Annotated in this window: 12 protein-coding genes; 6 read left to right on the top strand and 6 right to left on the bottom strand. The window is 69.6% G+C overall.

Annotated features, from left to right (window positions below; all coding sequences use genetic code 11):
* The first annotated feature begins 53 nt into the window (after positions 1-53).
* Together ACZ60Q_RS26510 and ACZ60Q_RS26505 are read left to right on the top strand one after the other, a co-directional pair.
* Complete coding sequence (locus tag ACZ60Q_RS26510; RefSeq protein ID WP_469639581.1) at positions 54-1,049, top strand: C40 family peptidase; 996 nt, start codon at positions 54-56, stop codon at positions 1,047-1,049.
* Positions 1,050-1,472: 423 nt separating this feature from the next.
* Positions 1,473-2,204 carry a phosphatase PAP2 family protein gene (locus ACZ60Q_RS26505; RefSeq protein ID WP_398615388.1) on the top strand — a complete coding sequence of 244 codons (732 nt, stop codon included), beginning with the start codon at positions 1,473-1,475 and terminating at the stop codon, positions 2,202-2,204.
* 152 nt (positions 2,205-2,356) lie between these two features.
* Here the strand turns inward: ACZ60Q_RS26505 and ACZ60Q_RS26500 are convergent, their stop codons facing one another.
* The gene (locus ACZ60Q_RS26500) at positions 2,357-2,560 is read right to left on the bottom strand and encodes a hypothetical protein (protein WP_469639579.1); all 204 of its coding nucleotides are present in this window, start codon (positions 2,558-2,560) and stop codon (positions 2,357-2,359) included.
* A gap of 375 nt (positions 2,561-2,935) precedes the next feature.
* On the opposite strand from ACZ60Q_RS26500, the gene ACZ60Q_RS26495 reads away from it, so the two are divergent.
* Complete coding sequence (locus tag ACZ60Q_RS26495) at positions 2,936-3,796, top strand: SCO4651 family lipoprotein (protein ID WP_469639492.1); 861 nt, start codon at positions 2,936-2,938, stop codon at positions 3,794-3,796.
* Positions 3,797-4,111: 315 nt separating this feature from the next.
* Positions 4,112-4,315 carry a hypothetical protein gene (locus ACZ60Q_RS26490; RefSeq protein ID WP_215107999.1) on the top strand — a complete coding sequence of 68 codons (204 nt, stop codon included), beginning with the start codon at positions 4,112-4,114 and terminating at the stop codon, positions 4,313-4,315.
* 42 nt (positions 4,316-4,357) lie between these two features.
* On the opposite strand, the gene ACZ60Q_RS26485 is transcribed toward ACZ60Q_RS26490, so the two are convergent.
* Positions 4,358-4,741: a metal-sensitive transcriptional regulator gene (locus tag ACZ60Q_RS26485; protein ID WP_469639489.1), complete on the bottom strand. Its 384-nt coding sequence runs from the start codon at positions 4,739-4,741 to the stop codon at positions 4,358-4,360.
* 304 nt (positions 4,742-5,045) lie between these two features.
* Here ACZ60Q_RS26485 and ACZ60Q_RS26480 point away from each other — a divergent pair, with 304 nt between their 5' ends.
* Both ACZ60Q_RS26480 and ACZ60Q_RS26475 read left to right on the top strand, forming a co-directional pair.
* Positions 5,046-5,666, top strand: a complete 621-nt coding sequence (locus tag ACZ60Q_RS26480) for a DUF47 domain-containing protein (RefSeq protein ID WP_469639486.1) — start codon at positions 5,046-5,048, stop codon at positions 5,664-5,666.
* Between the two features lie 5 nt (positions 5,667-5,671).
* A complete protein-coding gene (locus ACZ60Q_RS26475; RefSeq protein WP_469639483.1) occupies positions 5,672-6,670 on the top strand; it encodes an inorganic phosphate transporter in 999 nt (332 codons plus the stop codon).
* Positions 6,671-6,822: 152 nt separating this feature from the next.
* On the opposite strand, the gene pstB is transcribed toward ACZ60Q_RS26475, so the two are convergent.
* The 4 genes from pstB to pstS form a co-directional block, all read right to left on the bottom strand.
* Positions 6,823-7,599 carry a phosphate ABC transporter ATP-binding protein PstB gene (gene pstB, locus ACZ60Q_RS26470; protein ID WP_469639480.1) on the bottom strand — a complete coding sequence of 259 codons (777 nt, stop codon included), beginning with the start codon at positions 7,597-7,599 and terminating at the stop codon, positions 6,823-6,825.
* Between the two features lie 40 nt (positions 7,600-7,639).
* Positions 7,640-8,722, bottom strand: a complete 1,083-nt coding sequence (gene pstA / locus ACZ60Q_RS26465) for a phosphate ABC transporter permease PstA (RefSeq protein ID WP_469639477.1) — start codon at positions 8,720-8,722, stop codon at positions 7,640-7,642.
* Positions 8,719-9,711 carry a phosphate ABC transporter permease subunit PstC gene (pstC, locus tag ACZ60Q_RS26460; RefSeq protein WP_469639474.1) on the bottom strand — a complete coding sequence of 331 codons (993 nt, stop codon included), beginning with the start codon at positions 9,709-9,711 and terminating at the stop codon, positions 8,719-8,721. The genes pstA and pstC overlap by 4 nt, the downstream gene beginning before the upstream one ends.
* Before the next feature lie 181 nt (positions 9,712-9,892).
* The gene (pstS, locus tag ACZ60Q_RS26455; protein WP_469639471.1) at positions 9,893-11,029 is read right to left on the bottom strand and encodes a phosphate ABC transporter substrate-binding protein PstS; all 1,137 of its coding nucleotides are present in this window, start codon (positions 11,027-11,029) and stop codon (positions 9,893-9,895) included.
* Between the last annotated feature and the right edge of the window lie 107 nt (positions 11,030-11,136).

Below are 11,136 nucleotides of genomic sequence, written 5' to 3'. Positions count from 1 at the left end.
CGGCTCTGAAGCGCGCCCCGATGGGGGATGGTTGAGGGGTGCGGAAATTCTGGGTGTTCGGTGGCGTCGGCGTCGGCATGGTCCTGTGCTTCCTGGCGCTGCTCGTCGTCGGTACGTACTCGGCCGCCGCCGGGCTCGCCGGATCGGGGGGCGGCGGTGCCGTCGCGCTGGCCAAGGGGGCGGTCCCGGCTCGGTTCCAGCCGTTGGTGCAGAAGTGGGGCAACCTCTGTCCCGCCATCAACCCGGCGCTGCTGGCGGCGCAGTTGTACCAGGAGAGCGGCTGGAACCCGCGGGCGCAGAGCCACGCCGCCGCACAGGGCATCGCTCAGTTCATCCCCGGTACGTGGGCCACGCACGGGATCGACGGCAACGGCGACGGCAAGCGGGACGTGTGGGACCCCGCCGACGCGATCCCCTCGGCCGCCTCGTACGACTGCGAGCTCGCCGGGTACGTGAAGAAGGTGCCGGGCGACCCGACGGGCAACATGCTCGCCGCGTACAACGCGGGCGCCTACGCGGTGATCAAGTACGGCGGTGTCCCGCCGTACAAGGAGACGCAGAACTACGTCAAGATCATCCGAACGCTGGAGAAGAGCTTCGCCCGGCCCGTCGGCCGCGTCGCACCCTCCCGGCAGGCCGCCGGTGCCATCTATTTCGCACAGAAGAGGCTCGGCACGCCGTATCTGTGGGGCGGCAACGGGACGCCGGAGCAGCAGGGCCGGTTCGACTGTTCGGGGCTGACCCAGGCGGCGTACCGGACCGTCGGCATCGAGCTGCCGCGCGTCGCCAATGACCAGTACAACGCGGGCCCGCATCCCTCACGGGACGAGCTGCTCCCGGGGGATCTGGTGTTCTTCTCCGACGACCTCACCAACTCGCGTGCGATCCGGCACGTCGGTCTGTACGTCGGGGGCGGCTATATGATCAACGCGCCGTTCACCGGGTCGGTCATCCGGTTCGACAAGATCGATACGCCGGACTACTTCGGTGCGACACGGGTCACCAAGGACGGTGCCGCCGCCCTTCCGACGGATCTGCCCACAGGGTGACGGATGTCTCCCGGGCGTCTCCGGGGCGTCTTCCCGGCGTTTCCCGTACGGGTGTCCCGTCCGGGGCTTGCGGAGCGGCCAAGGGCCCTGACGGGCAGTCGGCCGTGATCGGAACTCTCCGTGAAGCCTGGGCCCTGAGCTGCGATGACGAGTCACTCTTCGATAACGTCATGGTGATCATTCGGTGGAGAGCGGAACGCATACGACGGCCGGGCCGTTTCCTGGACAGGGGACGGGAACGGCATGCGCACTGACCATGCGTCGCAGTGTCGCGGTACCGCGGCAGTACAGCGGTGATGCGGCGGTACAGCGATGCTGTGCGGTGCGGTGGCGGACAGCACCGGACACGGGGGTTCGACCACGGCGGCGTGCAAGGACGCGCGTCGCAGCAGAAGAAGCAGACAAGGCAAGGGGCCGCAGCAGATGGCTGGACTCGAACTCGACGGGTCGAACCCGGACGTCAGTCTGCTCTACGACATCAACGGTCTAGCGAAGGCCGCTCCGACCTGGTTCGACCGGGTCATGGAGTTCGTCGGCGAGTACGGGATCATGTTCGGCCTGGTCCTGGTGGGCCTGTGGTGCTGGTGGAGCATGCGCAAGCGCGGGACGGCCGAGGACTCGGTGACGGCTGCCGCCGCCATCGTCTGGGCGCCGCTCGCCGCCGCCATCGCGATCCTCATCAACGTCCCGATCCGCGGTTTCGTCGAACGGCCGCGGCCGTTCAACGACCACGAAGGCCTTGAGGTCCTGATACACGGCAAGACGGACTTCTCGTTCGTCAGCGACCACTCCACCCTGGCGATGGGCATCGCCGTCGGCATCTTCGTGGCGAACCGGAAGTTCGGCTTCGTCGCGATCGGCCTCGCGCTCTTCGCCGGTTTCAGCCGGATCTACATGGGCGTCCACTACCCGACCGATGTGATCGGCGGGTTCGCTCTCGGTACGGCCGTGGCCCTGCTGCTGGCCCCGCTCGCCATGGCGCTGCTGACCCCGCTGATGGCGGCGGTCGCCCGCTCGCCGCGTGTGGGCTGGTTCGTCCGGTCGAAGAGCGCGGCCGTCGCGTACGCGGACGAACACGGTGAGGCGATGGGTATCCCCGAGCCGCGGCCCGGTTCCGGACGGGGCGACCCGGGGGAGAAGGACCTGGCCGCCTGACGGTCTCCGTCCCGGGTCCTCGGTCCTCCGTCCCGGGTTCTGCCTCCGCTCTCCTTCCGCCCTTCTCATCGCTGATCGACCGGTTCCCCGATCCCCCCGGACGCCTCTGAGCGTCCGGGGGGATCGTGCTTCGACCAGGTCCGGCCGGCGGGTCAGGGGGTGGCGAGGTGTTCCGTGGCGTCGGTACGGGCCCGGTCCCGGGACCTGCGCGCCGGTCCCGACCAGCCGCAGGTGCAGCGGGCCAGGCAGAACGAGCCGCGCTCGATCGTCGTGGCGCTGTGCCCGGCCGGCGGGCCGGGAGGGGGAGCCGAGGCTGAGACGGGCGGGGGTCCCGGGGCGGTGGAAGCCGGGACCACGACGGGGGCCGCCGAGAGAGCCGGGGCCGTCCGCACGGGGGTGCGGGGGGCGGTGGTGCGGGCCGGGGCGGGGGGATCCTCATGCACCCGACCACGGTACTGGCCACAGTCGGCGAAACGGGCGGCCGTGCCCGGGCTTCCCCTCACAGGCCACCGCACCCGGAGCGAGGCCGCTCCCTGCCACGCCCCCGCCGGGCCCGTGCCCCGGGCCCCGCCATGCCCCCGCCATGCCCCCGCCGGGCCCGTGCCCCGGGCCCCGCCATGCCCCCGCCCCGGGCGCGGCGACGCGCCCGGGGCGCGTGACGGGGGGCGTCGGCGGTCGTTATGCGGGGCGGGTGAGGGCTCGGCCGGGTAGTCGTTGGGGGTTGGCAGGCGATGGCGGTGCAGCGGTACAGGGACGGAGGCGGGGCCCGTGCTGTTCGCACCCTCGCCGTGGCCGGGGTGATCGCGGTCACCGCCGGGTGCCTCGGCGGGGACGAGGAGGGCGGTGCGGGCGACGGCTCCGGGCAGCGGTCCGTGGTCGCCGATCGCCCGCTCGATCTGCTCGGGCAGGCGGCGGACGTCCTCGTCGCGGCGGGCGGTGCGGAGACCCGTACGTCGATGGAGACGGCGTCCGGCGGGACGCGGGTGACGATCCGGGGGCAGGGGGCGTACGACTTCCGCAAGCAGATGGGGCGGCTCAGGGTGGTGCTTCCCGAGAACGCCGCGGGTGTGGACGGCCACCGGCCGATCACCGAGCTGCTGGCCCCCGGGGCGCTGTACATGAAGAACCGCGGCGCCGGGGTGCCCGACGACAAGTGGGTCAGGATCGACACGACCGCGCTGAAGGACGGCAACCTCCTCACCGGCGGGGTCACCGACCCGATGGCGGCGGCCGAACTGCTGCGCGGCGCGGCAGATGTGACCTATGCGGGGAAGTCCGAGCTGGCCGGGGTGACGGTGCACCACTACCGGGGGGTCGCGGATCTGGGGCGCGCGGCCCGGGCCGCGTCGCCGCAGTCGCGCGGGGCGCTGAGCGCGGCGGCGAACGGGTTCAGCAAGGACGCCGTCCCGTTCGACGCCTACGTGGACGAGGACGGCCGCCTGCGGAAGGTCCGGCACCGGTTCACCTTCTCCTCCGAGGGCCCGGAGGTGTCGGTGGTCTCGACGCTGTTGCTGTACGGGTTCGGGCTGCCGGTCACGGTGACGCTGCCGGACGAGGACGCCATCTACACAGGCGAGATCCGGCAGGGGTGAGGCCGGCGGGCCGACGGGACGGCTGGGAAGCGCCGGGATTGACGACTCGCGCTGACCTTGACGACCCGCGCCGGGCCGGTGCGACATCGGTCGGTAGATCGGCAGGTCATCCGGGCGGCAGGTCGTTCGATTGCCCGGTCGGCCGTGGGCTCCTGGGGAGGACGGCGGGGCGGCCGGGACGGGCCGGGTGGTGGGGGCCGGTTGTGAGGGGGCGCAAAATGGTCCGTCCGTGCCATGCGCGGTGCGTACCGCGCTCCCTAGGCTGGGAAGCCGGTGTGCCAGGGGCCGGTGACGGCCGGGAGACGGCAGAGAGAGGTGACGCAGGTGGTGACGCTCAGCGCTCCGAACGCTCAGGACTGTGTGGCCCTCGCCGAGATCGAGCTGTGCGGCGAGCTGATGATCGCCGCGTCGGCCGCGGGCGAGGAACGCCTCAGTCCCGACCGGATCGACGAAGTGCTCGACGTACGCGGTGCGGAGTCCTGGGCGACGGTCCCCCGGCAGGCCGCTCGCCGGGGGTGACGCCCGCTTCCCCCGCACCGCCACCGCCGGCGGGGTCGCGCCTCAGGTGCGGAGCAGGCGGGCGATGGCCTTCGTGGCCTCCTCGACCTTCGCGTCGACCTCCTCACCGCCCTTGACGGCCGCGTCGGCCACACAGTGGCGCAGGTGCTCCTCCAGCAGCTGGAGGGCGAAGGACTGGAGCGCCTTGGTGGACGCCGATACCTGCGTCAGTATGTCGATGCAGTAGACGTCCTCGTCGACCATGCGCTGGAGGCCGCGGATCTGGCCCTCGATCCGGCGGAGTCGTTTGAGGTGCTCGTCCTTCTGGTGGTGGTAGCCGTGGATGCCGCGGTCGTGGTCGGTGACGATGTCCACCGAAGCGGCCGTCCCCGCGTCCGGGGCCGCCAAGCCCGTCGATTCCGCCCCTGTGGTCCCGGTCGTGGTCATCTGCGTCCTCCCGTTGTCGTCCTCTAAGTGTCCCTGCCGGAACGCGGGAATGTGGACCCGCGGGCCTGCCGTTGTGCCGCGGTGGCCGTTTCGGACGGTTCCGCCGTCCTGCTCCGTCTCCGCCGCACCCTGCCGTATTGATACCCCCGCCGGGTATATCGTAACGAATCCTGCTGAACCGTGACCGGGGGTTCGTACTGATCGCCGTGTCCGATGGGCGACACTGAAGAACGCCGGTTAGCCGTGGCCGGATGATGCGCCTAGCATCAGCCTGACCGAATCCAAAGCATCCCGAGGATCCCACGTGCGCTTTCGTCTGACCCCCAGGGAGACGAGCTTCTACGACATGTTCTCCGCGTCCGCGGACAACATTGTCACGGGCTCGAAACTCCTGATGGAACTGCTCGGGGCGGATTCTGCCTCCCGAGTCGAGATCGCGGAGCGTATGCGGGCAGCGGAGCACGCGGGGGACGATGCCACCCACGCGATCTTCCACCAGCTGAACTCCTCCTTCATCACGCCGTTCGACCGTGAGGACATCTACAAGCTGGCGTCCTCGCTCGACGACATCATGGACTTCATGGAGGAGGCCGTCGACCTGGTCGTCCTCTACCAGGTCCAGGAGCTTCCCAAGGGCGTCGAGCAGCAGATCGAGGTGCTGGCCCGGGCGGCGGAACTGACCGCCGAGGCCATGCCGGGGCTGCGGACCATGGACAACCTCACCGAGTACTGGATCGAGGTCAACCGCCTGGAGAACCAGGCCGACCAGATTCACCGCAAGCTGCTGGCCCAGCTCTTCAACGGCAAGTACGACGCCATGGAGGTGCTGAAGCTCAAGCAGATCGTGGATGCGCTGGAAGAGGCGGCCGACGCGTTCGAGCACGTCGCGAACACCGTGGAGACCATCGCGGTCAAGGAGTCCTGAACCTCGTGGACACCTTTGCGCTGATCGTGACCATCGGTGTCGCGCTCGGCTTCACGTATACGAACGGCTTCCACGACTCGGCGAACGCCATCGCCACCTCGGTCTCCACCCGGGCGCTGACCCCGCGTGCGGCTCTGGCGATGGCGGCGGTGATGAACCTCGCCGGCGCCTTCCTGGGCCAAGGGGTCGCCAAGACCGTCAGCGAGGGCCTGATCGCGACGCCCGTGGGGCAGAAGGGGATGGGGATCCTGTTCGCGGCGCTGGTCGGCGCGATCATCTGGAACCTCATCACCTGGTACTACGGCCTCCCCTCCTCGTCCTCGCACGCCCTGTTCGGTGGCATGGTCGGGGCGGCGCTGGCCGGCGGCACGGACGTCATCTGGTCCGGCGTGCTGGAGAAGGTCGTCATCCCGATGTTCATCTCCCCGTTCGTCGGCCTGATCGTCGGCTATCTGGTGATGGTCGGCATCATGTGGATGTTCCGGAACGCCAACCCGCACAAGGCCAAGCGCGGCTTCCGGATCGCGCAGACGGTCTCGGCGGCGGGCATGGCGCTCGGCCACGGCCTCCAGGACGCGCAGAAGACGATGGGCATCGTCGTGATGGCCCTGGTCATCGCGGACATCGAGGGCCCCAACGACGAGATCCCGGTCTGGGTCAAGGTCGCCTGTGCCGTGATGCTCTCGCTCGGGACGTACGCGGGTGGCTGGCGCATCATGCGGACCCTCGGCCGCAAGATCATCGAGCTGGACCCGCCGCAGGGATTCGCGGCGGAGACGACCGGCGCCTCGATCATGTTCGGTTCGGCGTTCCTGTTCCACGCGCCGATCTCGACGACACACGTCATCACCTCCGCGATCATGGGTGTCGGGGCCACCAAGCGGGTGAACGCGGTGCGCTGGGGCGTCGCGAAGAACATCATCCTGGGCTGGTTCATCACCATGCCGGCCGCGGCGTTGGTCGCCGCGCTGAGCTACGGAGCGGTGCTCGTGCTCTTCGGCTGAGCCGCCGGTGCGCGGTGATCCGGCCGGGCCGGTCACACGAGTGGGTCCGCCCCCGTTCTCGTACGAGAACGGGGGCGGACCCTTTCGCCTTGTGGTGGCACCGCCATGCAGCACCACAAGGCTGTCTGCGGGGGTGGGGTGGGGCGGGTGGCTCAGCCGAAGCGGCCGGAGATGTAGTCCTCCGTGGCCTGCACCGACGGGTTGGAGAAGATCCGCTGCGTCTCGTCTATCTCGATGAGCCGGCCGGGCTTGCCGACCGCCGAGAGGTTGAAGAACGCGGTGCGGTCCGAGACGCGGGCCGCCTGCTGCATGTTGTGCGTCACGATGACGATCGTGAAGCGCTCCTTCAGCTCGCCGATCAGGTCCTCGATGGCGAGCGTCGAGATCGGGTCCAGTGCCGAGCACGGCTCGTCCATCAGCAGGACCTGCGGCTCGACCGCGATGGCGCGGGCGATGCACAGGCGCTGCTGCTGGCCGCCGGAGAGTCCGGAGCCGGGCTTGCTCAGGCGGTCCTTGACCTCGTTCCAGAGGTTCGCGCCGCGCAGGGACTTCTCCACGACGTCGTTCAGCTCGCTCTTGCGGTAGCTGCCGTTCAGCCGCAGACCCGCCGCCACGTTGTCGAAGATCGACATGGTGGGGAAGGGGTTCGGGCGCTGGAAGACCATGCCGACCGTGCGGCGCACGGTGACCGGGTCGACGTTGGAGTCGTAGAGGTTCTCGTCGTCCAGCAGCACCTTGCCCTCGACGCGGCCGCCGGGGGTGACCTCGTGCATCCGGTTCAGGGTGCGCAGGAAGGTGGACTTGCCGCAGCCGGACGGGCCGATGAAGGCGGTCACGGAGCGGGGCTCCACGGTCATCGAGATGTCCTCGATGGCCTTGTGGCTGCCGTAGAAGGCGTTGAGGCCGCTGATGTCGATGCGCTTGGCCATGGAAGATCACTGCTTCTTTCGGGAGGTCGCTGTGGCCGCGTCAGCGACCGGTCTTCGGGGCCTTCCAGCGGGCTATGCCGCGGGCCACCAGATTCAGGATCATGACGAAGGCGATCAGTACCAGGGCGGCGGCCCAGGCGCGGTCGTAGGACGCGGCCTCGCCGATCTTGTACTGCTCGTAGATGTAGAACGGCAGCGAGGACTGGGCGCCTTCGAAGGGGTTCGTGTTGATCAGCTGGCTGCCGAAGACCAGCAGGATGATCGGCGCGGTCTCACCGGCGATACGGGCGATGGCGAGCATGACGCCCGTGGTGATGCCGCCGATCGCGGTGGGCAGGACCACCTTCAGGATGGTGCGCCACTTCGGGATGCCGAGCGCGAGGGAGGCCTCGCGCAGCTCGTTGGGGACGAGCTTGAGCATCTCCTCGGTGGAGCGGACCACGACGGGGATCATCAGGATCGTCAGGGCCAGCGCGCCCATCAGGCCGGAGGGCTCCAGGTTGGCGATCAGCATGATCGACAGGATGAAGAGACCGGCCACGATGGACGGGATGCCCGTCATCACGTCGACGAAGAACGTGACGGCCTTGGCCAGGGGGCCCTTGCCGTACTCCACGAGGTACACGGCGGTCAGCAGGCCGAGCGGGGCGGAGATCACCGTGGCGATGCCGACCTGCTCCAGGGTGCCGACCAGCGCGTGGTAGACGCCGCCGCTGGCCTCGGAGCCGAGCACACCGGCCATCGAGTGGGTGAGGAAGTAGCCGTCCAGGCGCTCGGAGCCGCGGGCGATCGTCGTCCACAGCAGGGAGGCCAGCGGGACGACGGCGATCAGGAAGCAGACCCACATCACGCTGGTGGCGAGGCGGTCCCGGGCCTGGCGCTGGTTCTCGACGACGGTCGTGGCGACGTAGGAGATGGCCAGGAAGAGCAGGGCCGAGATCATGCCCCACTGGATGCGGCTCTCCCAGCCGGCGGCCAGCGAGATGCCGACGCCGAGCGCGACCGAGACGGCGGCGAAGCCGAGCGGTGCGAGGCGGGGCAGGGAGCGGCTGCCGAGGCTGCCCCCCGGACCGGGTGACGCGGGTGTCGGGCGCTCGATGACGCCGGTGGGTGCGTGGCTCATGCGTTGGCCCCCGAGTACTCCTTGCGGCGGGCGATGATGAGCCGGGCCGCGCCGTTGACCAGCAGGGTGAGGACGAAGAGGACGAGGCCGGAGGCGATCAGGGCGTCCCGCCCGAACGCGTCGGCCTCGCCGAACTTGGCCGCGATGTTCTGGGCGAACGTCCCGCCGCCCGGGTTGAGCACGTGCAGCGAGATGAGGAAGCTCGGGGAGAGGACCGTGGCGACGGCCATCGTCTCGCCGAGCGCCCGGCCGAGGCCGAGCATCGAGGCGGAGATGACGCCGGAGCGGCCGAAGGGCAGCACCGAGAGGCGGATGACCTCCCAGCGGGTGGCGCCGAGCGCGAGCGCGGCCTCCTCGTTCATCTTCGGGACCTGGAGGAAGACCTCACGGCTGACGCTGGTCACGATCGGCAGGATCATGATCGCGAGCAGGATGCCGACGGTGAAGAGCGAGCGGGCGACGCCGACCTCGGTCTTCTCGAAGATGTACGTCCAGCCGAAGAACTGGTCGAGCCAGAGGTTGAGGCCCTCCAGGTACGGCACCAGGACGAGCGCACCCCAGATGCCGTAGACGATGCTCGGCACGGCGGCCAGCAGGTCGACCACGTACGCGATGGGGGCGGCCAGCTTGCGCGGCGCGTAGTGCGAGATGAACAGGGCGATGCCGACAGCGATCGGAACCGCGATGACCATCGCGATGATCGAGCTGACGACGGTGCCGAAGAGCAGGACCGCGATGCCGAAGACCGGGGGGTCGCCGGCCGGGTTCCAGTCGAAGGTGGTGAGGAAGTTGCCCTCGTCCTTCGAGATGGCGAGCACCGAGCGGTAGGTGAGGAACACGGCGATCGACGCCATGATCACGAGCAGCAGGATGCCCGAGCCGCGGGAGAGGCCCAGGAAGATCTTGTCGCCCATGCGCCCGGTGGACCGGGGGCTGGGCCGCGGGACCGGCGGCGCCGGTGGCGTGTCTGTCGGTGTGGTGGAGGCCATGGTCTTTCCGGTCTGTGTGGGGGAGCGGTGTGCTCCCCTGGCGGCGGTGCACCGGATGGAGAGTGGGGCGGAGGGGCGGTGGGGGTGGCGGGCCGGTCCGGAGGGGTGTGCCGGACCGGCCTGCCGGTGGCGCGTTACGCCGGTGGGCGGCCGGGCCGGGTGGGCCCGGCCGCCCCGGGTGCTACGAGAGGGAGCCGATGGTCTCGCGGACCTTGGCGTTGATCTCGGCCGGGATCGGCGCGTAGCCGGCGTCGGTCAGGATCTTCTGGCCGTCGTCGGAGGCGGCGTAGGAGAGGAAGGACTTGACGGTGTCGAGCGTCTCGGGCTTGTTGCCGGAGTCGCAGACGACCTCGTACGTCACCAGGACCAGCGGGTAGGCGCCCTCGGCCTTGGTGGTGTAGTCGAGGTCGAGCGCCAGGTCCTTGCCGGTGCCCTTGATCTTCGCGGCGGCGATGGCCTTGGAGGCGTTCTCCGAGGTGGCCTTCACCGGGGTGGCGCCACCGGTGTTGATGTCCACGGTGGGGATGGACTGGGACTTGGCGTAGGAGAGCTCGAAGTAGCCGATCGCTCCGTCGACCTGCTTGACCTGGGCGGCGACGCCGGAGGAGCCGGACGCGGCCTGGCCACCGGGGGCCGGCCACTTCTTCTCGGCCTCGTACTTCCAGTCGCTCGGGGCGGCTGCGCCGAGGTACTTGCCGAGGTTCTGTGTGGTGCCGGAGTCCTCGGAGCGGTGGAAGGCCTGGATCGCCTTGTCCGGCAGCTCGACGCCGTCGTTCAGCTTGGCGATCGCCGGGTCGTTCCACTTCTTGATCTTGCTGTCGAAGATCTTGGCGAGGGTCGGGGCGTCCAGGGTCAGGCTGTCGACGCCCTCCAGCTTGAAGCCGATCGCGATCGGGCCGCCAACCATCGGGAGGTTGATGCCCTGGCCGGTCTTGCACATCTTCTTGGAGTCGGCGACCTCCTCGGGCTTCAGCGCCGAGTCGGAGCCGGCGAAGCCGACGGTGCCCTGGTTGAAGGCGACGATGCCCTCGCCGGAGGAGGAGGAGTTGTAGTTGATCTCCACCCCGGAACAGGCGGCCATGTAGTTCTTGACCCAGAGGTCCATGGCGTTCTTCTGAGCGCTGGAGCCGGAGGCGCGCAGCTGGCCCTTGGCCTTGCCGCAGTCGACGTTCGACGCGGTGGTCGTCTTCTCGCCCGTCCCGGCCGTACCGCCACCGGTGTTGTCATCCGAACCGCACGCCGTGAGGACCAGGGCGCCGGAGACGGCGAGGGCACCGAGCGCGGTGGCACGAAGCCGGTTCTTGCGCTGAAGCTTCACTTTCGGGTGTTCCTTCCAGGAGCCGCCGTGGTCAGTTCGTTCTACGACGGCGTGCGATGAGGAGCGGTGCGGTGGCTTGCCGCCGCGCACCGTGTACGTCCGAAATT

The sequence above is a fragment of the Streptomyces sp. NPDC104313 genome (assembly GCF_055583985.1).
This window is presented reverse-complemented; position numbering and strand designations above follow the sequence as displayed.

Excerpts from the sequence above, each read along its gene's own strand:
- ACZ60Q_RS26485 (WP_469639489.1), bottom strand. The coding sequence starts at position 4,741 with ATGACCACGACCGGGACCACAGGGGCGGAATCGACGGGCTTGGCGGCC.
- pstC (WP_469639474.1), bottom strand. The coding sequence starts at position 9,711 with ATGGCCTCCACCACACCGACAGACACGCCACCGGCGCCGCCGGTCCCG.
- ACZ60Q_RS26495 (WP_469639492.1), top strand. The coding sequence starts at position 2,936 with ATGGCGGTGCAGCGGTACAGGGACGGAGGCGGGGCCCGTGCTGTTCGC.
- ACZ60Q_RS26505 (WP_398615388.1), top strand. The coding sequence starts at position 1,473 with ATGGCTGGACTCGAACTCGACGGGTCGAACCCGGACGTCAGTCTGCTC.
- pstA (WP_469639477.1), bottom strand. The coding sequence starts at position 8,722 with ATGAGCCACGCACCCACCGGCGTCATCGAGCGCCCGACACCCGCGTCA.
- pstB (WP_469639480.1), bottom strand. The coding sequence starts at position 7,599 with ATGGCCAAGCGCATCGACATCAGCGGCCTCAACGCCTTCTACGGCAGC.